Genomic DNA, 21490 nt, shown 5'->3' with positions numbered 1-21490 from the left:
TGCATCAACTGAGCGGAACTGCGTGTGCAATCAGCGAGTTAACCGATCCTCATACAATGGAGGCGACGATGGCTCAGAAGGGCGCAGGCGGCAATCCGGGTGCGGTGACCAAGAAGGGCGGCGACGACGCGAGCGGCAGCACAGGCACCGGCCGCGGCGGCGGTAAATCCGGAAACAGCGGCAAGAAGGGCTAAGCTCCTTCTGCCACCCTGACCGTGACTGGGCGGGCGCCTGACTTGCGCATGACCTAGCATGATTGTCAGGCCGGATGGATGCCTTCTCGCTTTGTCTCGCTTATGCGCGCGGGCGGGAGGACGATCCGGCATGACGTTGCACGGCAAAACCGCTTTAGTCACAGGCGCGCGCGGCGGGCTTGGGCGCGAGATCGCGCTGGGTCTGGGTGGCGCCGGGGCGCATGTGCTCGTTCATGCGCGCACGCTGGCTGCGGCGGAGACGGTGGTCGCCGAGATAGCGCGCTGCGGCGGCACGGCAGAGGCGGTCGCGTTCGATCTTGCCGACGAGGGGGCCGTCGCGTCTCACGTCGCGGGGTTGGTGCCGCTCGACATTCTCGTGAACAATGCGGGTTTGCGCGACCGGCGGCTGGCGAAGGCGCTCGATCGCAGCGCCGTTCGCGGCCTGCTGGAGGTCAATCTCGTCGCTCCGTTCGAGATTGCCCGGATCGTCGCCGCGCGGATGCCGCCGGGCGGGCGGATCATCAACATCACGTCGATCGCGGGCCAGATCGCACGCTCGGGCGATGCGGGTTACACGATGGCGAAGGGCGGGCTGGATGCGCTCACCCGCGCGCTCGCGGCCGAATATGGGCCGCGCCAGATCACCGTCAACGCGGTAGCGCCGGGCTTCTTCGCCACCGACGCCAATGCCGCCATGGCCGCCGATCCGGCAATTGCCGAGCATCTCGCCCGGCGTACGTCGCTCGGCCGGTGGGGGCGGCCGGAGGAGATCGTCGGCGCCGTGCTGTTCTTCGCCTCGGACGCGGCCTCCTACGTGACCGGGCAGGTTCTTGCGGTGGACGGTGGTTATCTGTCGCATTTCTAATGTGTTAGCCCGCTCGTGCGTCCAAGCCTGAAAGTGACAGGATCGAGCAACACATTGGAAAAAATGCCTTCCGATTAGGCAGTGTGCCTAAACAATCAGCAGAGACGCCCACAGTTTAGGCATGTAGGGTGTCCGGAGAGGAGCTTCCGATGATCGCACTCGCCCTTGCTGCCACCGCGCTCGCCGCCCCGTTGGCCAGCCACGATGTCGTGCTCACGCACGGCGCGACGCCGGTCCGCGCCAGCTATCAGGCCCATGCCGACATGCGGATGAAGACGATCGGCATGAGCGCTGGGACGCGCATGTCCACCGAGCGGTGCCGCTGGATCGCAACCGTCCGTGTCGAGCGCCAGCTCGCACCGGCGCATGGCAACCACCATCCGCTCAGCCGCACGCTTGCGGGCGCGCGCAAGATCGAGGGCAGCCGCCCCGGCCATTGCATGACCGCGCGTGCCGGCGTGCAGCGGGATCTTGCCGCACGGACGGGCGACCTTCACGATCATGTCCGCGCTGTCGCGGCCGCCGACCAGCCGACCTTGCTGGCCGAGTTGAAGACGGTGCGCGCGCTGGCGCTGGATTGAGGATGAACCGCGTCGCGCCCCTCATGGCGCTGCTGCTGGCGGCGTTGCCGTCCGCCATGGCAGCGGCGCAGGGGATCGAGCCTTCGCTCGATCTCACCACGGATGAGCGGCGCCGCGGGCTCAGCTGGTCGCGCGGCCGTCCTGCTCTCGTCGCGGGTGTCGTCGTGCCGGTCGGCTCCACGCTGTCGCTCGGCGCACGTGGCACCACGCTGCGCCGCAGCGCCCGCCATGGCGGGGCCGCGCTCGGCTTCGATCTCGACGCGATGATCGCGCGCGATCTCGGCCCGTGGCGGCTGAGCGGCGGCGTGATCGGGCATGTGTTCACGGGCCGCAGCGAGCTCGGCTATGCGGAGGTGGAGGCAGGCGTCGGCCATCTGATCGGCCCGCTTCAGATCGACCTGACCGCCACCTATGCGCCGCGGCAGCGCGCCATCGGCGGCGACAATCTGTATGTGCGCCTGGCCGGCTCCGCCGCGCTGCCGGGCACGCCGCTCGCGTTGCGCGCGCATCTTGGCCACAGCAGCGGCGATACGCGCGACATCGAGCGTGCAGCGCGCCTGCGGCCCGATGGCGATTACTGGGATTATCGGATCGGGCTGGATCTCACCCGCACGCCGGTCACCTTCGGCGTCGCCCTTTCGGGCACCAGCGCCGACCGGCCGGCACCCGGCCGCTTTGTCGATCGCCATGTCGGCACGCGGCTGGTCGCCTTTGCGCGGCTGGCGCCCTGACCGGGGCTGACGGACTCACGTCAGGCCGTGTCGCCCCAGAAACCGGCGGCTGCGGGGATGATCAGGCCGCCATCGTTGCGCACGCCGCCCGCCCGGTCATTGCTCAGCCAGAAGGGGCCATCGAGATCGACGAAGGCGCAGCGCTGCGCGAGGATCAGGGCGGGCGCGATGGAAAGCGATGAGCAGATCATGCAGCCGACCATCAGCTGAAGCCCAGCCGCCGCCGCCGCATCCGCCAGCATGAGCGCGCCGGTGAGGCCGCCGGTCTTGTCCAGCTTGATGTTGACCACCTGGTAGCGCCGCGCGAGCCCGGCGACATCCTCCGCAACATGGACCGATTCATCCGCCGCGATCGGCACCAGCGGGCGGAAACCGTCGAGTCCATCGTCCTGACCGGCCGGCAGGGGCTGTTCCAGCAGATCGATCCGCTGTTCGGCGAGGAGCGGCTGAAGGCGCGCGACGTCCTCCAACGTCCAGCTCTCGTTCGGGTCGACGATGATCCGGGGTCCGGGCGCGGCGGCACGGACGGCGCGGATCTGGTCCGCGGGGGCGACGCCGTCCACCTTCACCTTGAGCAGGGGGACATGGGCCAGAAGCCGTGCTGCCGCCGCCATCTCCTCGACGGGGCCGAGGCCGACCGTCATCGCGGTCGGCATCCGCCCGGGCGTGGAGCAGCCGAGCAGCGCGGGCACGCTCGTGCCGGCGGACTTCGCCTCCAGATCCCACAGCGCGCAATCGACCGCGTTGCGCGCCGCACCTGCCCGCATGATCGTCAGCAGCGCGTGCCGGTCCGCGCCCGCCTCGATCGCGGCCCGCGCAGCCTCGATCTCGGCCAGCGCGTCCGCCACGGACTCGCCGTAGCGCGGATAGGGGACGCCTTCGCCGCGGCCCACGCGCTCGCCATCCCCGATCTCCACCGTGACGACGTCCGCCACCGTCTTGACCCCGCGCGAGATGCGGAAGGGGGTGGCGAGGGGGAAGGCGTCGCCTTGCGCGGTCAGGGTGCGGAGCATGGGCCGCCTGCTTAATGCGGAACCGCGCCGAGTTCGACGCCTGTCTTGTCATGCAGTGCGAAGCGATCGACGAGGTCGGCGCTCGCTTGGTTATATCCGATCACCTCGACCGCCGAGCCGTCGCGCCGCAAGCGCGCGACGATCTTGTCGAGCGCGCCGACGCCGGAAATGTCCCAGAAGTGGGCGGCGCTGACGTCGATCGTCACCGGCCGGCCCTCCTCCGGCAGGAACGCCCTGGTGAACCGCGTGACCGAGGCGAAGAAAATCTCGCCACCGACCCTGTAGCGCACAGCTTCCCCCTCCTCGCGCCGTTCGACCGTGAACATGCGCTGCACCTTGCCGGCGAAGAAGATGGCGGAGAGCAGCACGCCCGCCAGCACGCCCTGCGCCAGATCCCGGGTGACGACGACCACGGCCACCGTCACCAGCATCACCACCGAGGATGTGGGCGGATGCCGCCGCAGGTTCGGGATCGAGTTCCAGCTGAACGTGCCGATCGAGACCATGATCATGACGGCGACCAGCGCCGGCATCGGGATGCGGCCGACGACAGGGCCGAGCGCGACGAGCAGGAACAGGAGGAACGCGCCGGCGACGAAGGTGGACAGCCGCGTGCGCCCGCCCGACGTGACGTTGATCACCGACTGGCCGATCATGGCGCAGCCGCCCATGCCGCCGAGCAAGGCCGCGGCGATGTTCGCGCCGCCCTGCCCCAGGCACTCGCGGCGCTTGTCGCTGTCCGTGTCGGTCATGTCATCGACGATCTGGGCGGTCAGCATCGATTCCAGCAGCCCGACCGCGGCCATGGTGAGCGAATAAGGCAGGATGATGCGCAGCGTTTCCAGCGTCAGCGGCACCGCGGGCAGGGCGAAGGATGGCAGCCCGTCAGGCAAGCGGCCCATGTCGCCGACGGTGCGGACGGGCAGGCCGAGCGCGATGCTGACCACCGCCAGCAGAAGGATGGCGACCAGCGCGGACGGCACCGCCCTGGTCAGCCGCGGCAAGAGGTAGATGATCGCCAGCCCCGCGGCGACCATCGCATAGCTGTGCCACGTGACGCCGGTGAGCTGTGGCAGTTGCGCCATGAAGATCAGGATGGCGAGCGCATTGACGAAGCCCGTGATCACCGACCGTGAGACGAACTGCATCAGCAGATCGAGGCGCAGCAGCCCCGCGGCGATCTGGATCAGCCCCATCAGGATCGTCGCGGCGAACAGATAGGCCACGCCGTGATCGCGGACGAGCGGGGTCACAACGACGGCGACCGCGGCTGTCGCGGCGGAGATCATGGCGGGCCGCCCGCCCAGCAGCGAGATGATGATGGCGATCGCGACCGAGGCGTAGAGCCCGACGCTGGGATCGACGCCGGCGATGATCGAAAAGCCGATCGCCTCGGGGATCAGCGCCAGCGCGACGACGATGCCGGCGAGGACATCGCGGCGCATCTGCGCGGCGCCGACGAACCATGAGGTTCGGAAACTAGCGTGCATGTCTGTCATGTATCCGGGAAAGGAGCGGCACACGCGATCCGGTCGATCGACGAACCGGAAAGGCGGATCAGCGTGTGCGTTGCCCGGCGGATCGGCGGCCGGGATAGCCACCCGGGATTGCACCGGGTCCTTGCGCGTGACCGCTCCTAAACACGCAGGATCGATATTGGCAAGCAGAGCGCGCCTTGCGGCCTCAGCGGACCTCCATGCTCGCCGCCTCGCCGGTGGCTGTGGGTGCCTTCACTTCCGGGGACAGGCGAGCGGGACCGGCGGGAGCAACGGGTGCGGTGCCTGGCAGGCACTGTGCCGGGCTGGGGCGTGGCGTGTGGCGGCAGTTCCACAGGACCTGCTCGCGATCGGAGCCTGCCACCTTGCGGTAGAGGAAGCTCACCGTCTGGAGCGACTGACGCGGGATCGGCAGCTTAGCCGGGATCAGCCGCGGCTCGGCCCAGCCTGCGACCAGGCAGGCCGGCCGCCGCGCGCAGAGTGCCAGAGCGGTCAGCGCAAAATCGCCGGAGAAGGCGGCGGGATCGAGCTGGAGCCCGAACTCGCCCGCCTGCTCGTCCGCCAGCCGGACGATGCTGCCCCGCAAGGCGCGCGGCTCGACGCCCGCGACCTGGAGGGCGGCCCGCGCCGGGACGGGCTCTGCCGGCACCGGTTCGCCGTCCACCAGAGGCTCGCTTTCCACCTCATCGAGCGTGCCGGGCGTGGCGAACTCGCGCAGGCGCCGGTCGAGCACCTCGCCACCGGCGTAGCGGCCGGTGAAGGCGCCGTTCAGGCCCCAGCCGCCCCGCCACCGGAAGAACAGGTGGGTGTGAACGGCGGCGATCTTGTCGAGCGATGCGCTCCAGTAGGGCACCACCCAGTCGGTATGATAATGGGTGGCGGTGCCGACGACCTTCGCGACGGCGCCGTCCAGCGCCGCTTCGGCGATTTTGCGCGCGCGATCCCACATCGGCATCAGCGGCCGCCGGGCGAGCGCCCCGTCGCAGGTGAAGGTGAACTGGCAGCCCGTCTTCCGCTCCGACCCCTGGAAGACGACGCCGCAGATGGTCTTCGGATAAGCGGGGTGGCGCAGGCGGTTGAGCACGACCTGGACGACGGCGCGCTGGCCGACGGGATCGTCGCCCGCTTCGTACAGCGCAGCGCTGGTGAGGCAGAGTGCGGCCCGCTCGCGATCCGCATCGCTGCCGGCGAAGCGGAAGGGGCGGGCGGGAGAGATGGGTCCCGGAATGAAGGGCACGGCGGCGTTGATCTCGCGCGCCCGCTCCGGCGTCATCTCCAGCAGCTCAAGCGGCTCGACCATGGGCGGCGGCTCGGCCAGCCGGACGCGCGGGCTTGCCCGTGTCGCGGCATGTGTGCGCACGATCGGCGTTCCGGGCGGCGTCTCGCGCAGGCCAGACAGCACATAGGTGGCGGCAAGAAGGCCGAGCGCGCTGCCGAGCAAGATGGCCGGCGCGCTGCGCGGAGACGAAAGCGGCTGCGACAGGTGGCAATCCCCCGAAATCCAGCGCGACTTGCCTCCGCGCGTCAAGCGTGCAGACGAATCAGGTTCCGATCGGCTCCGGCATCATCGCTGCGCGGCGCGATATTAACGCGGCGCTGACCTTGCAATTGGGATCAGGCGCGCGGAGCCCTCGGCTCACAAGTTTTCGGCAGACGCCGCGCTCAGCGCTCGAGCAGATCGCCGATCTTGGCGGCCAGATCGCTCATCACGAATGGCTTGGTGATCACCTCCATGCCAGGCTCGAGATGGCCGTTGCCCACCGCCGCATTCTCGGCATAGCCGGTCACGAACAGCACCTTCAGCCCCGGTCGCGTCTCCCGCGCCGCATCCGCGACCTGACGGCCGTTCATGCCGCCGGGCAGGCCGACATCGGTGATGAGCAGATCGATACGCGCATCGGAGCCGAGGATCTTCAGCGCCGACGGGCCGTCATCCGCCTCGATCGAGCGATAGCCCGCCTCCGTCAGGATCTCGACGATCAGCATGCGGACGGTCGTCTCGTCATCCACGACGAGGACGGTTTCACCGGCGCCCGTCTCGGCGATCTTGGCGTCGAGCTCCTCGCGATCCTCCACCAGTTCGCCGATCAGGCGCGGAAGATAGAGACACATCGTGGTGCCCTGGCCCGGCTCGGTATAGACGCGCACCTGCCCGCCCGACTGGCGGACGAAGCCGTGGATCATCGACAGGCCGAGACCCGTACCCTGGCCGATCGGCTTGGTGGTGAAGAAGGGATCGAAGATCCGGTCGACGATGTCCGCGGCGATGCCGGTGCCCGTATCGGTGACGCAGATCGACAGATACTGGCCGGGCGGCAGATCGCGATCCCGCGCGGCGCGGTCGTCCAGCCACTTGTTCGCCGTCTCGATGGTGAGGCGACCGCCGTCCGGCATGGCGTCGCGCGCGTTGATCGCGAGGTTCAGCAGCGCACTTTCCAGCTGGGCCGGATCGACCTTCGCGATCCAGAGGCCGCCCGCACCGACCACCTCGACCTTGATCGCGGGCCCGACGGTGCGCCGGATCAGATCCTCCATGCCGAAGACGAGGCGGTTCACGTCGGTGGGCTTCGGATCGAGCGTCTGCCGGCGCGAGAAGGCGAGTAGCCGCTGGGTGAGCGCCGCGGCGCGCTGCGCCGAGGTCTGCGCGCCTTGGAGAAAGCGGTCGATGCCGTCCGCCCGGCCTTGCGCCAGCCGCCGCTCGATAATCTCCAGGCTGCCGCTGATGCCCGCGAGCAGATTGTTGAAATCATGTGCGATCCCGCCGGTGAGCTGGCCGACGGCTTCCATCTTCTGCGCCTGCCGCAGCGTCTCATGCGCCTGCGTCAGCTCCGCCGTGCGATCGGCCACGCGCTGTTCCAGGTCTTCGTTGGCTTCCTGCACGCGGCGGATCAGGCGGGCATTGTCAATCGCGATCGCCGCCTGCGCCGCCAGGCCGAGGATCAGCTCCTCATGGCGCGCAGTGAAGCGCGCGGCCTCGGCATGGCCGAAGAACAGCCCGCCGATGACGCCGCCCTCGCGCGAGGCGACCGGGACGGCGAGGTAGCTGGTCACGGGCAGATGCCCCTCCGGCATGCCCGCCCATGGCGCGTTGCGGCCGTAGCGCGGATCGCGGGTGATGTCGTCCGACCGCACCACGCCTGCGCCGGTGAAGGTGGGTCCGAAGACCTCGGTATTGCGCGGCATCGGGAAGCCGGCAAACGCCTCCCGCGGGACGCCGGACAGGCTGTAGAGCATGTAGCTCTCCCCGGCCGCATCCACGACGTTGTAGAAGAATGCGCCATATTCAGCGCCGGTCAGCTCGCGACCCGCATCGGTGACGAGCTGGACGATCCGCTCCAGATCCTGCTCGACGATGGTCGCCGCCGCGATGCGGTTGAGCGTCTGCAACCCGGCGCTCTGTTCGCGCAGCGCCTGCTCGGCGACATAGGCGTTGGTGACGTCGAAGCCTTCGCAGAAGATGCCGGTCACGCGGCCGGTGTCGTCGCGCACGGGCTCGTAGATGAAGTCGAGGAAGCGTTGGCCGGCGGACGCGCCGGGATAGTCGAGCTGAATGGGGCTCCGCTCCGCCACGAAACGCTCGCCGGACGTGTAGGCCCGGTCGAGCCACTCGAAAAAGCGCTGTCCGACAAGTTCGGGGAACACGTCGCGCGCGCTGCGGCCGATGAAGTCGCGATCGCCGAACAGCCGCCGATAGGCGTCGTTGACGAATTCGAAGACGTGATCGGGGCCGCGCAGCACGGTGATGAAGCCGGGCGCCTGCTCGAACAAGCGCCGCTGCCGCGTCGCCTCCGCCTCGCGGTTGCGTTCGCGCAGGATGCGCTCGGTGGTTTCATTCCCCTGATTGAGCACGCCGGCAACGCCGCCATCCTCTCCGCGAATCGGCGTGAAGCTGTAATTCCAATAGGTCTCCTGCACGCGCCCGTCGCGCATCATCGGCAGGAGCTGATCGAAGGTTGAGAAGCCCTCGCCCGTGGCGAGCACGGTTTCCAGCTGCGGGCCGACCACCGACCAGATGTCGCTCCACACCTCGCCGCCGGGTTGCCCCAGCGCGGCGGGATGCCGGTCGGCCGCCACCGGCACCCAGGCGTCATTGTAGAGCAGGCGCAGCTCCGGGCCCCAGTAGATGGCGGTCGGAAAGCTCGAATGCAGGCAGATGCTGATCGCCGAGCGGAGCGACTGCGGCCACGTCTCGGGCGCGCCGAGTGGCGTCTGCGTCCAGGGAAAGGCGCGGATGCGCTCGCCCATGCCGCCGCCACCGGAGAGGAAATCAAGCATATCGTGTGCAGCAATCGCGCTATGTCAGCCGGGGCGAGGCGTGGCGCATAGCGGAGTTGTCGCGAGGAGCCATCCTTGCTTCGTCGCCCTGTCCGCACCGGTGGCCGGGCGACATGCCCGCCTCATGGGCCGTCCAAACGCTCCGAGCGGCGATCCGGTCCGCGGCCTAGCCCATCGGCCGGTCGAGCGAGGCTGGCGGCCGGGAAAACCAGCGGGGGCCCTGCGCCGTGATGTAGATGCAATCCTCCAGCCGCACGCCGAACGATCCCGGCAGGTACAAGCCCGGCTCGTTCGAGAAGCACATGCCCAGCGCAAGCGGCGTCCGCTCGCCGCGCACGAAGTTGACCGGCTCGTGCCCTTCCATGCCGATGCCGTGGCCGGTGCGGTGCGACAGGCCGGGCAGCGCATAGCCGGGGCCATAGCCGAGGCCGTCGTAGAAATGGCGCACCGCATCATCGACCGCGCCCGCCGCCACGCCGACCTGCGCCGTCTCGAACGCGATCTGCTGACCGCGCCGCACCTGATCCCACACGCGGCGCTGCTGCGCACCCGGGCTGCCGACCACGAAGGTGCGCGAGATGTCGGATTCATATCCGTGGACGTTGCAGCCGCAGTCCATCAGCACGACGTCGCCCTCCCGCACCACCTGCGGCTTGCCGGAGCCGTGCGGATAGGCGCTCGCCTCGCCGATGAGGACGAGGTTGAAACCGACGCTGGCGCCCTCCGCCGTGGTGAAGCGGCTCATCATCGCGCCGATGTCCGCCGGCGTCATGCCCGCACGCACCTGTGGCCATGTCGCACGGTAGGCGGCGACGGTTATGTCGGCGGCAACCTGCATCAGCGCGATCTCGGCCGGCGTCTTGATCATGCGGCAGCCGCGGAAGATGGCGGTGCCGGGCTCGATCGTGGCGGAGGGGAGGGCGCCCGTCAGGCCCTGGACGATGAAGGTACGGAGCGTTTCCTCCGTCCCGATCCGGCCGGATGCCAGCTTGCGATCGGCGATCAGCCCGGCGGCGATGGCATAAGGGCTCTGATCCTCCTCCCACGCGCGCACCTCCGCCGGCACGAGGAGCGTTTCGCGGATCGAGCCTTCCTCAAACTTGGGGACGATCAGCGCGGCATTGCCCTCGCGCGGAATGATGGCGAGCGCCGGCCGCTCGCTGCGCCGCCAGCGGACGCCGGTGAAATATTCCATCGAGGCGCCCGGCTCGGTCACGATGGCCGAGACGCCCTGCTGCTGCATCAGGCGCTGCGCCTGGCGGATGCGCGCCTGCCGCTCCGCCGGGGTGATCGGGCGGGCGCGATCCGCCATGCGGCCGGCAGGCGCCGCCGCGGCAGGCAAGCTGACACTCGCGCCAAGCCCCAAGGCACCGGCGCCGGCAAGGAAGGCGCGGCGGCCCAACGACGTGTCCCTGCCGTGCGTATCCATGCCTGCCCCTTCCCGAATGAAGTGGCTGCACCCTTCCCAGATTTCGCGAGCCCGATCCACTCGCGATCCCGGGAGGCGGTCAGGCAACCCCGCTTCGGCTATTCCGCCGCCTGTGCCAGCGCGACCTGCGACGTCGGCTCGATGAAGCGGCCGGGGAAGGCACCCGTGTAATTGCCGTTCACATAGGTCGGCATGCCGTTGACCATCGTCATCCGCATGGGCGCCGCGCCGCGGGTGAAGCGCCACGTGCGCCCGCCCTTGCCGTTCGGCACGTCGTAGATCTTCTCCAAGGGGCGCTGCTCGATCTCGTCGAGGTTGAACACGGCGATGTCTGCGGCCTTGCCGACCTTCAGCTCGCCGCGGTCCGTCAGGCCGAAGAAGTTGGCGAGCTTGCCGGTCAGATTGTAGACGACGAGCTCGATCGGGCAGAGCTTCAGGTCGCGCACCAGCCGCGTCATCACCATGACGTTGTTGCCGATGCCGCAGAGCATCTGTCCGTGCGCGCCCGCGTCGGTGATGTTGGTGATGGCATTGGCGTCCGCCATCATCTCCGCCGCTTCCTCCGGCGTACGGGTCGGCGGCATGTCGATCATGATCGAGGAATCGAGGCCGTTCGCCAGCACCCACGCGGCGAGCGCGTCGGACGGGTGGTCGATGCCGGCCTCAACCATGTACTCCGACAGCGTGATGCCGAGCGGGCCGAGGCCCGTTTCGCTGGTCGCAAGGATCAGTCGATCCGGATCGCGCGCCTGCGCGCCGGGATAGCCGCCGTCGAACGAGGCGCGGGCGCGCGCCAGCCACTCCGGATCGCGCAGCAGCGCCAGCTTCTCCTCGTCCGAGCCCGCATCGATGAACTCATGCCAGACGAGCACGCCCGTCTGCCCGAAGACGAGCGTCTTGCGGAAGGTGAGCGAGGAGGCGAGCGGCTGGAGATTGAAGGTGGTGGTGAAATCCTTGCCCTCGGCCTTCAATCGCTTATGATGATCGTAGAGCGGCTGCAGCTTGGACTGCGACCGCTTCGGCGGCAGGCCGGCCCATTGCACGCGAAGATTGCGGTTGCCGACCAGCCGCTCCAGCCGCTCAAGATCCTCCACCCCGGTCTGCCGGATGGCGACACCGATGATGATCTCGACGGTGCGGCCCGGATAGCGCTCGACCACGTCGAACAGCGCTTCCCACTCGGCATCGCTGGCGGTGATCGTCGGGATGGGGCGGCCTTGCTGGTCCCAGTCGAGCAGGTTGCTCGACAGACCGAGCGCGCCGGCGGCCAGCGCATCGTCGAGCAGCTCGCACATCTTGGCAATCTCGGCCGGGGTAGACTGGCGCTCCCACGCCTCCTTGCCGAGCACCGCGACACGCAGCGCGACATGGCCGCAGAAGGTGGCGAAGTTCACCGGCAGCTGAAGGTTCTTCTCTAGCGAGGCGCGATATTCGGACCATTTGGTCCAGTCCCACGGCAGGATGTCGAGGAAGGGTTCGAGCGGGATATCCTCGAAGAAGGAGAAGATCTTGACCATCTCCAGCCGCGCCTCCGCCTCCGACGAGCAGGGCGCGGCGGAGAAGCCGCAATTGCCGTTGATCGACGTGGTGACGCCGTAGGCCGCCATCGGCTCCAGCATCGGCATCCACCACATGGGCGCGTCGAAATGGTTGTGCGTCTCGACGAAGCCGGGGGTGACGTAGCAGCCCTCGGCGTTGAACACGCGCTCGGTGCCGCTGGTCGACACGGACGGCCCGATCTCCGCGATCAGCCCGTTCGCGACGCGAATGTCCGCGCGGAAGGGTACGGCGCCGGTGCCGTCCACCACGGTGCCGCCCTTGATGATGTAGCTGTGGAGCATCTGCCTGTCCTCACCCTTTCATGGTCCCGGGCAGGCGGATGTGTCCGCTTCCGCCCCGCGAAAGACGGCGGCCGGGCTGCGCGCTGCGAGCCCGGCCGCTCCCCCGCTCAGTCGATCATTCCGCCGCGGCGGCGTATTGGAACTCGGCGACAGGCGAGAGGAATTCGCCCGGCCGCTCGCCCGTCGGACCGTTGCGGTCGAACGTCGGCGTACCGTTGACGAGCGTCAGCCGCATCGGCGCGGGATCGCGCGTATAGCGCCAGGTGATGCCGCCCATGCCATCCGGCGTGTCGTAGATCTTGCGCTCGGGGCGGCGTTCGATCTCGTCGATGTTGAAGACGGTGATGTCCGCCGGATTGCCGACCGCGAGCACGCCGCGGCCCTGCAGGTTGAAATGCTCCGCGATCTTGCCCGTCTGGACATGGACCGCCTCCTCGATGGTGATCTTGCCCTGGCGAACATAGTAGGTGAAGTAGAGCATGTTCTCGCCCGGGCCGCAGAACATCTGGGCGTGGGCACCCGCATCGGATACGTTGCCGAGCGACTTGGGATCGCGGATCAGCTCAAGGATCACTTCCTCGTTCATCGGGAAGGGAGACATGTGGACGGTGGATTTCACGCCGTTGCGCAGAATCCAGTCCGCCATCGCGTCCGAGCGGTGCTCGATCCCGGTCATGCGCATATAGTCGCTGAGCGTCAGGTTCATCGGCCCGACGCCATTGTCTGAATTGCGCAGCTCCAGCCGGTCCGGATTGTTCATCGGCGAGTGCGGCCACGCCTTGGTGTCCCAGCTCTCCCGCGCCCGGGCGCGCCACTCGGGATCGGCCAGCAGCCGCTCCTTCTCTTCGAAGCTGTCGGCGGCGACCACTTCGTGCCACACGAAATCGCCCGATTGCGCGAAGATCAGCGACTTGGTGAGCGACAGCGTGTTGGTCGGCGAGACGTGCGTGTAGGCGGTCCAGAAATCGCGCCCCTCCGCCTTCAACTGCTCGTGCTGGCGCTTCAGATCGGCGAGGATCGGCTTCTGGAAGTCGAGCGTCGGCAGGCCGCCCCACTGGATGCGGATCGGCAGGCCTTCGGACAGGCGCGCGAACTTCTCGAGCGTGGCGGGGCAGGTCAGGCGGATGAACGTGTCCATCACCACCTGGCAGATCGTGCCGGGATGGCGTGCCAGCACCTCGAACAGCGCGCGGAATTCCTTGTCCTCGGCCGCGAAGGTCGGCACCGGCCGCTCGTCCCCGTCAAAGTCGAGCTGGTTGGTCGACAGGCCGAGCGCGCCCGCCTGGCAGGCATCGTCGAGCAGCTCGCACATGCGCGCAATCTCGTCATCGGTGGCGGCGCGATCCCACGCGTCGAGGCCCATGACGGCGAGGCGGATGGCAATGTGGCCGACGAACGCCGCATAGTTGAGCGGCATGCGCACCTTGGACACCATCGATGCCTTGTATTCCGACCATTTGCGCCAGTCCCACGGCAGCTCGCTGACGAAGGCCTGCTTGTCGATATCCTCGAAGAAGGCGAAGATGCCGACCACTTCGTCGCGCGCCCGCACGTCATCCGAGATCGGTGCGGCGGAGAAGCCGCAATTGCCCATCACGATCGTCGTCGCGCCATAGCCGGGCAGGGGATTGAGATCGTTCTGCCACCACATGGTGGCGTCGAAATGCGTGTGCGGCTCGATGAAGCCAGGCGTGACGTAGCAGCCGGTCGCATCCACCTGCGTCTCGGTGTCGCCCCGCGGTGCCAGATCGCTGCCGATCTCGGCAATCACGCCACCGGCGACGCGGACGTCGGCGCGGTAGGCAGGGGTCAGCTTGCCATCGACGACGGTGCCGCCCTTGATCAGATAATCGCCCATATCCTCTCCCCTCGGTAATCAGATGTGCTGCCGGAGCCGCCCCGCGCACCCCGGCTGGCGTGAAAAAGGCCGGTCCTTGCCGGACCGGCCCTGATATTGCTTACTCCGCGGCCTGAGCGGTCTGGCCGTGATCGTCGTTGGCGGGGCGTGGGTCCTCGCTGACCGCGGTGGTCCAGGTCCATTCGCCGGCGGGCGGCGGGTTGGTGATGCCGAATTCCTCACGAATGTCGCTGACCTGATGGTCGAGATAGTCGCGGAAGGGGATCAGGAAGAGCGGGTGCTTCCACGCGCGGCCTTGCGCCGCGCCGATATCCTCGGCGTCCAGCTCGACCTTGTAGGCCTCGGGGTAGAACAGGCCGCTCTTCATCGTCGTCTTGGCCTTGAGATAGGCCGACACGCGGTTGAAGAAGGCGGCGAGCTCGGGCTTGAAGTAGGCGTAGAGCGCACGGGCATTGGCAGCGAGCAAAGCGACCTCACCGGCGTGGTTCGTCTCGAACCCGGTGATCATGTGCTCGATGTCGTGCGTGTGCGTCCGCTCCTTCATGTAGAAGTCGAAGTCGGTCTTGATCTCCATTCCCTGGTAGAAATGGTCCATGTTGTAGCCGCTGTTGACGACGAAATCATGGATGACGGCGCGGAGCGTGCCGGGCTTGGGGTCCTTCAGCTCGTCGAGCGTGAAGAGCGAGATCTTGCGGCCGTCCAGCCAGTTCTTGAAGAGCGGCAGGCGCGCTTTTTCTTCCTCGAACAGCTGGAAGATGCGCGGCCAGTCCTCCAGCTCCATCAGGATCTTGACGACGTTGGGGATGAAGGCGGTGTTGGGCAGGTCGGCCCCGTTCCGGCGCAGCATCTCCTGCGCGATCAGCGTGCGGAGTTCCGCATGGTTGAGATAGGGCGACGAGCTGATCAGCGTCGAGCTCTCGGTCGTGAAGCCGGGCCCTGAGCCGTTATAATAAGCGAAGTCGGCCTCGCTCACCTTCGATGCGATGTCGTTGTCCATGCTCGCTCTCCTGTAGCCCTCATGCGGGGGGATGCGCCCGACCGCATCGCGGCGCGCCGGTGCCGCTGTGTTTCGGAACGTAACTCCGAATTCTTGCACAGGCAAGGAAGCGCGTGATCCGGCGGACACGGCCAGGCCACGGGCTGCCGCGGCGTTTCACTCGACAAGTCGCAAGACAAGGCCGCCTCGACTGAATAGACCTGCCGAAAACCAAGGGGGAGTGGAGCATGACTGAGCAGTCCGACCGGGTCGTGATCGTCACGGGCGCCGGCCAGGGGATCGGCGCGGCGATCGCCTCGCAGTTCGCGGCAGAGGGCGCGCGCGTCGTCCTGGCGGGCCGGACCGAGAGCAGCCTTGCTGCACAGAAGGAGCGGATGGGCGGCGGCGACCGCATCGCCTGCCAGCGTGCGGACGTCGGCGTGCAGGACGATGTGGAGGCGCTGATCGACTTCACCCTCGCCCGGTTCGGCCGCATCGACGTGGTGGTGAACAATGCGGGCAGCGGGCGGCTCGGCCGCGTCACGCAGCTGCCGCCATCGGAGTGGCATTCGCTGTTCGCCTCCGACGTGGACTCGATCTTCTACAGCTCGCGCTTCGCCATTCCGCATCTCGCCAAGACCGGCGGGTCCATCGTCAACATCGCCTCGATCTGCGGGCTGGCGGGCGATTATGGCTTCAACGCCTACAATGCCGCCAAGGCCGCGGTGATCAACCTGACGCGCGCGATCGCGCTGGATCATGCGCGGGACGGCGTGCGGGTGAACTGCGTCAGCCCCGGCCTGATCGCAACGCCCGCCACCGACCAGATGGGGGAGGAGGGCCTTAAGCACTGGACCGCGCGCATTCCGATGCGCCGCGCGGGCACGTCGGATGAGGTCGCGGCGCTGGTGCTGTTCCTCGCCTCGCCGGCCGCCTCGTACATCACCGGGCAGAATTTCGTCGTCGATGGCGGCATGATGGCGCATACCGGCCAGCCGGACTTCCTTGCCGCTGTCGGCATGTAGGCAGGCAGCGAGCGTCCGCCTAAATGCGGATCGGATGGCCAAGAAGAAGCGCTACCTGACCGCGATGATGGCGGACGGCTATGTGAAGACGATCGGCCCGACCGCATCGCCTTTCACGCATTACTGGCGGATCGTGGCCCATCTGGAGGATGGCCGGACCGAGGTGTTCTGGGGCCACGCCAAGTCGCTGAAGGAGGCGACGGGCAAGAAGGCCGCCACCGCCGATGCGGCGCGGCAGCGCGGCTGGCGACGCTATGACTTCGAGGTGGTGGAACTGGTGGAGACGTCGGAACCGCCGTCCGATTGATGGAGCGATGCGCTCGCGCACCCGCGCGCCGTTCCACTAGCGGGCTGCGCATGCCGTTGGAAGAATGTCACTTCTCTCCGCCAGGGCCATCGCTACACAGGCGGCAAAGGGAAGAGGGTTTCACATGTTCAAGGCGTCCATCCGTTCCACGCTCGCCATCGCGCTGATGACGCCGCTGCTCACCGGCGCGCAGGCGCAGGTTCCGACGGTAGCCGCACCGGCGGAGGATGCGCGGCTCTATGCGTTTCTCGACCGGGAGTTCGCCGAGGATCTCCGCCAGCGGCCGCAGCTTGCCACGCAGCTGGGTGAGAAAGAGGGGCAGGACCGGCTGGACGACATCAGCGACGCGGCGATGCTGAAGCGCCTGGAATGGCGCCGCGCCAGCGTCGCGCGGATGAAGGCGCAGTTCGACCGTGCCAAGCTGTCGCCCGAAGCGCAGACCAATTACGACATCTGGGCGCTCGAGCTCGACCGGGCGGAGCTCGGCTATCGCTTCCGCCGCTGGGCGCCGCCGCTCTACTCCTTCCTCTACTCGGCCCACGCGCAACTGCCGAACTTCCTGATCAACACGCACACGGTGCAGGATGCCGCCGACATGCGTGCCTTCGCCGCCCGCGTGCGGGGGATCCCGACGGTGCTGGACGAAGCCATCGCACAGAGCCGCATGTCGGATGCCGCGGGCGTGCGCGCGCCGCGCTTTCAGATCGAGCGGGTGATCGAGGGCAGCCGCGCGATCATCACCGGCGCGCCGTTCGACAACGGCCCTGCCTCACCGCTCTGGGCGGATGCGCAGACGAAGGTCGAGCGCCTGCGCGCGCAAGGCAAGATCGCCCCGGCGGACGCGCAGGCGCTGCTGGGGGAGACCCGCACGGCCCTGCTGTCGATCAAGCCGGCTTACGAACGCGTCATCGCCTGGGCGCAAGGGAACCTCGCGACCGCGCCGAGCGGGCGGGTAGGTGCGATCTCGCTGCCGGGCGGCGCGGACTGGTATGCGGCGGCCCTCCGCCTCAACACCACGACGGACCTCACCGCCGATCAGATCCACCGCATCGGCCTGGACGAAGTGAAGCGGATCGAGGGCGAGCAGGATGCGCTCGCGCGGCAGGCCGGGTTCAAGGACCGTATCGCTTTCTATGCCGATCGCGCCCGTCGCAATCCGCCCAAGCCGTGGACCGACGCGCTCCGCGCCGATTACCTGCGCGATGCCAATGCCGCGATCGCGCGCAACCGCACGCTGCTGCCCCGCTTTTTCAACCAGCTGCCTGCCTACAAGATGGAGGTGGTGCGCGAGCCATCATTCAGTGAGGTGGCGGGCGGCGCCGCTCACGCCGCTGCGCCAAGCCGCGACGGCGTGCGGCCGGGGCGCGTCTACGTCCACCTGCTCGGGACGACGGACGATCCGTCGCCGGACGCGCTCGTCGACCTGATGTGCCATGAGGGCGTGCCCGGGCATGTCATGCAGGGCGACATCCAGGTCCGCCAGAGGGGCGGCCCACGCTTCCGCCAGGCGGCGCGCTACGTCGCGTTCGGCGAAGGCTGGGCGCTCTATGCGGAGGCGCTATGCAAGGAGATGGGCGCCTTCCCGGACGTAACGGCCGACTTCATGCGGCTGGAGGCGGAACTGTTCCGCGCCGCCCGGCTGGTGGTGGATACCGGCATCCATGCCAAGGGTTGGACCGAGCAGCAGGCGATCGACTATATGGTCGCCACCGGCCGCGCCTCGCCGGACCAGGGGCGCTCCGAGGTGCGGCGCTACATCACGCTGCCGGGGCAGGCGACCGGATACAAGATCGGCATGCTCAAGATCATGGAGCTGCGCCGCAGCGCCGAGCGGACGCTTGGCGATAAGTTCGACATCAAGGCGTTCAACGATCTGCTGATCGGCTCCGGCTCGCTGCCGCTCTCCATCCTGGAGCGCCGCGTGAACGACTGGGTGGCGCGGCAGCGTTAGTCCGTCGATCGGACGAGCGGGGCTGCCGCTCGTCCGATCCGGCCTGGATCAAACCTGATCCGGCGTCCGAATTACCGCCGCTCCGCGGTGTTATTCGGCTGCTGCCTTGTTGGTGCCATCTGCCGCGGCGCCGGCGACCAGCGCGTCGAGCGTTCCGCCGTCGAAGCCCAGCTCCTTCATCAATCCGTCGATCACCGGGGCCTGCGCGCGGTAACGCAGCGCCGCTGACACCGCCGAGCTTGCAAGATTGCCGTCGTTCGCGACGACCTGCGAGCCGCCGGCCCCGCCACCGCCACCCAGCCCGTCGACCTGCACGATGCGGATGCTGTCGATCGCCTCCATCGGCTTGGCCGCCTCGCGGATCAGGTCCGGCATGACCTTCAGGAGCGCGAGCTTGGTCTGGAGGGACACCTGATCGGAGGAGAGCAGGTTCGCCGCCTCGTTCACGGCGCGCTGGCCGGCGGCTTCCACCTCGAAGCGGACGCGTGCCGCCTCGGCGCGCAGCTTCTCCGCCTCGGCTTCGCCCTCGGCGGCGGCGCGCAGCGCGGCGGCACGGTCGGCCGCAGCCTGCTTTTCGGCCTCCGCCTGCACCCGCACACCGATAGCGGCACGCTCCGCTTCACGCGCGGCGTCGATCAGTTCGATGCGCTTCAGACGCTCGGCCACCTCGGTCTCGCGCGCAGTGCCGACGCGCTCCTCGGCTGCGACCGCTTCGGCGCGGGCCTGATCCGCTTCCGCCTTGGCCTGGCTTTCCTCGCGGCTCTTGTTCTGCACCGCGATCTGCTGCTCCTGACGGGCGATCTCGATCGCCTGTGCCTGGGCGATGCGCGCCTGCTGGATCGCGCGGTCGGCCTCGATCTGGGCGGAATCGGTCTGCTGCTTGGCCACGATGCGCGCCTGATCTGCCTCACGCTGCCGCTCGGACTGCTGGCGGGCGACCTCGGACGCCTGCTCGGCACGGCGAACTTCCAGCTCGCGCTCCTGCTCCAGCCGTGCGAACTCGGTATCGCGGGAGATCAGGAAGGACTGCCGCGCCGCCTCCAGGTTCTTGGTCTCGATCTGGACACGGGTATCCTGCTCGATGTCGTTGCGCGCCTTCTTCCGCAGCTCGATCTGCTCGGTCAGCTTGGTCAGGCCTTCGGCGTCGAAAGCATTGTTGGCGTTGAAATGCTCGATCGAGGTCTGGTCGAGGCCGGTGAGCGAGACGCTTTCCAGCTCCAGCCCGTTCATCGCGAGATCGGCGGACGAGACCTGCTGCACCTTCTGGACGAAGTCGCTGCGCTGCTCGTGCAGCTGGTTCATGGTCATGCCGGCCGCGACCGAGCGGAGCGCATCGACGAACTTGCCTTCGACCAGTTCCTTCAGCGCCTCGGGATGCATCGTGCGCTGGCCGAGCGTCTGCGCCGCCGTCGCCAGCGCCTCGCGATCAGGCCGCACGCGGACGTAGAATTCGGCGCGCACGTCGATGCGCAGCCGGTCGAGCGTGATCAGCGCATCGCCGTTGCGCCGCTCGACCGCCAGCCGCACCGTGTTCATGTTCACCGGCATCGTTTCGTGCAGCACCGGCAGCACCAGCGCGCCGCCGTTCATCACCACCTTTTCGCCGCCGAAGCCCGTGCGGACGAAGGCGATCTCCTTGGATGCGCGCTTGTACAGCCGCGCCATCAGGATGCCGATGATGACCAGCGCGAGCAGCGGCACGCCCGCATAGAGCACAACGCTCGTCAGGCCGGCAGGAATGATGTCGTTCATCGGTCGATCCAGTTGGAGAAGGGGGCGGGATTGTGGGGGATCGCACGAAAGATCCCGTTTTCACGGCGGACGAGGAGCACGATTTCGCCTTCGTTGAGCACGGTGGCGGGTGCATCGGGCTCCACCATCACGTTGTGCGCCTGGCCATGCGGATCGATGACGCGGGCGCGAGCGGGGGAGCCGCGCTCGGCCCGACCGACCAGAATGGTGCCGGATAGCCCGGCTAAGGCCTCGACGGGAAAAGCCGTGGTCTCGTCATGCGGCAGGATGCGGGCAAGTCCGCGCGCGGACAGGGCGGTTGCGGGCAGCGCGAGCATTAAAGCCGCAGGAATGCCGAATGAGGCAGGCAGCATCATCCCGTACATCGCCGCGATCGTCTGCTGGCCGGCGAGGCCGATGACGCCGAAGCAGGCGAGAAAGGCGATCAGCAGAACGATGAAGGGCACGCGACCCACGCCCAGCCAGCCGAGCGGGCCATCATGATCGACATGCAGGCCGAGATCCACGTCGAGCCCGCTCGCACCGAGCCCGACGGCCTCGACGATGCCGATCAGCAGCATCAGCATGAGTGCCGCCGTGAAGGCGATCACCTCCGGCGCGAACAAGACCCCCAGCACGCGACTCTGTCTCCCCCGCACCGGAGCCTAGAGGGAGACGGCCGCTGGTCAACTGCTGCTGACCCGCTCGCGTCCTGCCGGCCTATTCGGGCCGAAGCGAAGCGCGTCAGTCGATCGCCACCACGGCCGACATCTCGACCAGCAGGCCGCTGAGCGCCAGCCGCTCGACGCCGATCACCGCGGAGGCGCAGCTCGGGAATGGCTGGCCGCCCAGCGATGTCGCCCATGCCTGGGCGAACTGCTGAAAGCGCTCGTCCGACAGGCCGACGATGTAGAAGGTCATGTGGACGACATCATCGGGGGTCGCGTTCAGCGCGTCGAGCGCGTGGATGACGTTGTCGACGGCATGCTGGACCTGCTCGGCAAAACCTTCGGCCTGGATCTGGAAGCCGGCGTCGAGCGCGGTCTGCCCGGCGACGAAGGCGAGGCGCTTGCCTGCGGGCGGAATGGAGATCTGGCCGAAGCCCGGCAGCTTGAACAGGGTATCCGGATTGACATGCTCTACGCTCATCGACCCCTCCGTCAGATGATCATTGTTATGCCGCAAGGCGGCCGAGGATCGACAATATCGACCGCCCG

General features: G+C 68.1%; 18 protein-coding genes and 1 other annotated feature. Of the genes, 7 read left to right on the top strand and 11 right to left on the bottom strand.

Going from position 1 to position 21490, the window contains the following annotated elements; genetic code table 11:
• Positions 1-68: 68 nt before the first annotated feature.
• The 4 genes from BM360_RS20035 (at position 69) to BM360_RS10295 (ending at position 2371) form a co-directional block, all read left to right on the top strand.
• Positions 69-194, top strand: a complete 126-nt coding sequence (locus tag BM360_RS20035) for a hypothetical protein (RefSeq protein ID WP_278247421.1) — start codon at positions 69-71, stop codon at positions 192-194.
• Positions 195-324: 130 nt separating this feature from the next.
• Entirely contained in the window at positions 325-1059 is a 735-nt protein-coding gene (locus BM360_RS10305; protein ID WP_093314349.1) for an SDR family oxidoreductase, read from the top strand.
• Between the two features lie 149 nt (positions 1060-1208).
• Complete coding sequence (locus tag BM360_RS10300; RefSeq protein WP_093314347.1) at positions 1209-1640, top strand: hypothetical protein; 432 nt, start codon at positions 1209-1211, stop codon at positions 1638-1640.
• Between the two features lie 2 nt (positions 1641-1642).
• On the top strand, positions 1643-2371 hold the full coding sequence (locus BM360_RS10295) for a TorF family putative porin (protein WP_093314345.1): 729 nt from the start codon (positions 1643-1645) through the stop codon (positions 2369-2371).
• A gap of 20 nt (positions 2372-2391) precedes the next feature.
• Here BM360_RS10295 and dgcA read toward each other — a convergent pair whose 3' ends face one another.
• The 8 genes from dgcA to BM360_RS10255 form a co-directional block, all read right to left on the bottom strand.
• The gene (gene dgcA / locus BM360_RS10290; RefSeq protein ID WP_093314343.1) at positions 2392-3384 is read right to left on the bottom strand and encodes an N-acetyl-D-Glu racemase DgcA; all 993 of its coding nucleotides are present in this window, start codon (positions 3382-3384) and stop codon (positions 2392-2394) included.
• An 11-nt stretch (positions 3385-3395) separates the two neighbouring features.
• Positions 3396-4874, bottom strand: a complete 1479-nt coding sequence (locus BM360_RS10285) for a SulP family inorganic anion transporter (protein ID WP_423228899.1) — start codon at positions 4872-4874, stop codon at positions 3396-3398.
• A gap of 77 nt (positions 4875-4951) precedes the next feature.
• Positions 4952-5007 (bottom strand) — a sequence feature (sul1 is cis-regulatory element that is thought to sense ions involved in sulfur or methionine metabolism; They are found in Alphaproteobacteria).
• A 60-nt stretch (positions 5008-5067) separates the two neighbouring features.
• A complete protein-coding gene (locus tag BM360_RS19770; RefSeq protein ID WP_242653442.1) occupies positions 5068-6321 on the bottom strand; it encodes a cell wall hydrolase in 1254 nt (417 codons plus the stop codon).
• A 221-nt stretch (positions 6322-6542) separates the two neighbouring features.
• Positions 6543-9155, bottom strand: coding sequence for an ATP-binding protein (locus tag BM360_RS10275; RefSeq protein WP_093314339.1), 2613 nt, complete (start codon positions 9153-9155; stop codon positions 6543-6545).
• 166 nt (positions 9156-9321) lie between these two features.
• The gene (locus tag BM360_RS10270) at positions 9322-10584 is read right to left on the bottom strand and encodes a M24 family metallopeptidase (protein WP_093314337.1); all 1263 of its coding nucleotides are present in this window, start codon (positions 10582-10584) and stop codon (positions 9322-9324) included.
• A 98-nt stretch (positions 10585-10682) separates the two neighbouring features.
• Complete coding sequence (locus BM360_RS10265) at positions 10683-12425, bottom strand: N-acyl-D-amino-acid deacylase family protein (protein ID WP_093314335.1); 1743 nt, start codon at positions 12423-12425, stop codon at positions 10683-10685.
• A gap of 115 nt (positions 12426-12540) precedes the next feature.
• Positions 12541-14283, bottom strand: a complete 1743-nt coding sequence (locus BM360_RS10260; RefSeq protein ID WP_093314333.1) for an N-acyl-D-amino-acid deacylase family protein — start codon at positions 14281-14283, stop codon at positions 12541-12543.
• A gap of 100 nt (positions 14284-14383) precedes the next feature.
• On the bottom strand, positions 14384-15280 hold the full coding sequence (locus BM360_RS10255) for a Coq4 family protein (RefSeq protein ID WP_093313372.1): 897 nt from the start codon (positions 15278-15280) through the stop codon (positions 14384-14386).
• A gap of 227 nt (positions 15281-15507) precedes the next feature.
• On the opposite strand from BM360_RS10255, the gene budC reads away from it, so the two are divergent.
• The 3 genes from budC to BM360_RS10240 all read left to right on the top strand — a co-directional run bounded on the left by budC (position 15508) and on the right by BM360_RS10240 (position 18542).
• The gene (gene budC / locus BM360_RS10250; RefSeq protein WP_093314331.1) at positions 15508-16284 is read left to right on the top strand and encodes a meso-2,3-butanediol dehydrogenase; all 777 of its coding nucleotides are present in this window, start codon (positions 15508-15510) and stop codon (positions 16282-16284) included.
• Positions 16285-16318: 34 nt separating this feature from the next.
• Complete coding sequence (locus BM360_RS10245; protein WP_093314329.1) at positions 16319-16591, top strand: hypothetical protein; 273 nt, start codon at positions 16319-16321, stop codon at positions 16589-16591.
• A gap of 124 nt (positions 16592-16715) precedes the next feature.
• Positions 16716-18542, top strand: a complete 1827-nt coding sequence (locus tag BM360_RS10240; protein ID WP_093314327.1) for a DUF885 domain-containing protein — start codon at positions 16716-16718, stop codon at positions 18540-18542.
• 90 nt (positions 18543-18632) lie between these two features.
• Here BM360_RS10240 and BM360_RS10235 read toward each other — a convergent pair whose 3' ends face one another.
• From BM360_RS10235 to BM360_RS10225, 3 genes are all read right to left on the bottom strand, one after another.
• Positions 18633-20294 carry a flotillin family protein gene (locus tag BM360_RS10235; RefSeq protein WP_093314325.1) on the bottom strand — a complete coding sequence of 554 codons (1662 nt, stop codon included), beginning with the start codon at positions 20292-20294 and terminating at the stop codon, positions 18633-18635.
• Entirely contained in the window at positions 20291-20911 is a 621-nt protein-coding gene (locus BM360_RS10230) for a YqiJ family protein (protein ID WP_093314323.1), read from the bottom strand. The genes BM360_RS10235 and BM360_RS10230 overlap by 4 nt, the downstream gene beginning before the upstream one ends.
• Positions 20912-21017: 106 nt before the next feature.
• Complete coding sequence (locus BM360_RS10225; protein WP_093315978.1) at positions 21018-21422, bottom strand: RidA family protein; 405 nt, start codon at positions 21420-21422, stop codon at positions 21018-21020.
• Positions 21423-21490: the final 68 nt, after the last annotated feature.

The sequence above is a fragment of the Sphingomonas jatrophae genome (assembly GCF_900113315.1).
GTDB lineage: Bacteria > Pseudomonadota > Alphaproteobacteria > Sphingomonadales > Sphingomonadaceae > Sphingomonas_P > Sphingomonas_P jatrophae.
The sequence above is the reverse complement of the archived record's forward strand: the minus strand, read 5'-3'. Positions and strand labels throughout refer to the sequence as shown.

Bases quoted from the DNA above. Each gene is read 5' to 3' on its own strand.
- BM360_RS10235 (WP_093314325.1), bottom strand. From the start codon at position 20,294: ATGAACGACATCATTCCTGCCGGCCTGACGAGCGTTGTGCTCTATGCG.
- BM360_RS10255 (WP_093313372.1), bottom strand. From the start codon at position 15,280: ATGGACAACGACATCGCATCGAAGGTGAGCGAGGCCGACTTCGCTTAT.
- BM360_RS10275 (WP_093314339.1), bottom strand. From the start codon at position 9,155: ATGCTTGATTTCCTCTCCGGTGGCGGCGGCATGGGCGAGCGCATCCGC.
- BM360_RS20035 (WP_278247421.1), top strand. From the start codon at position 69: ATGGCTCAGAAGGGCGCAGGCGGCAATCCGGGTGCGGTGACCAAGAAG.
- BM360_RS10300 (WP_093314347.1), top strand. From the start codon at position 1,209: ATGATCGCACTCGCCCTTGCTGCCACCGCGCTCGCCGCCCCGTTGGCC.
- BM360_RS10260 (WP_093314333.1), bottom strand. From the start codon at position 14,283: ATGGGCGATTATCTGATCAAGGGCGGCACCGTCGTCGATGGCAAGCTG.
- BM360_RS10225 (WP_093315978.1), bottom strand. From the start codon at position 21,422: ATGAGCGTAGAGCATGTCAATCCGGATACCCTGTTCAAGCTGCCGGGC.
- BM360_RS10245 (WP_093314329.1), top strand. From the start codon at position 16,319: ATGGCCAAGAAGAAGCGCTACCTGACCGCGATGATGGCGGACGGCTAT.
- budC (WP_093314331.1), top strand. From the start codon at position 15,508: ATGACTGAGCAGTCCGACCGGGTCGTGATCGTCACGGGCGCCGGCCAG.
- BM360_RS10295 (WP_093314345.1), top strand. From the start codon at position 1,643: ATGAACCGCGTCGCGCCCCTCATGGCGCTGCTGCTGGCGGCGTTGCCG.
- BM360_RS10305 (WP_093314349.1), top strand. From the start codon at position 325: ATGACGTTGCACGGCAAAACCGCTTTAGTCACAGGCGCGCGCGGCGGG.
- BM360_RS10240 (WP_093314327.1), top strand. From the start codon at position 16,716: ATGTTCAAGGCGTCCATCCGTTCCACGCTCGCCATCGCGCTGATGACG.
- BM360_RS10285 (WP_423228899.1), bottom strand. From the start codon at position 4,874: ATGCACGCTAGTTTCCGAACCTCATGGTTCGTCGGCGCCGCGCAGATG.
- dgcA (WP_093314343.1), bottom strand. From the start codon at position 3,384: ATGCTCCGCACCCTGACCGCGCAAGGCGACGCCTTCCCCCTCGCCACC.
- BM360_RS10265 (WP_093314335.1), bottom strand. From the start codon at position 12,425: ATGCTCCACAGCTACATCATCAAGGGCGGCACCGTGGTGGACGGCACC.
- BM360_RS10270 (WP_093314337.1), bottom strand. From the start codon at position 10,584: ATGGATACGCACGGCAGGGACACGTCGTTGGGCCGCCGCGCCTTCCTT.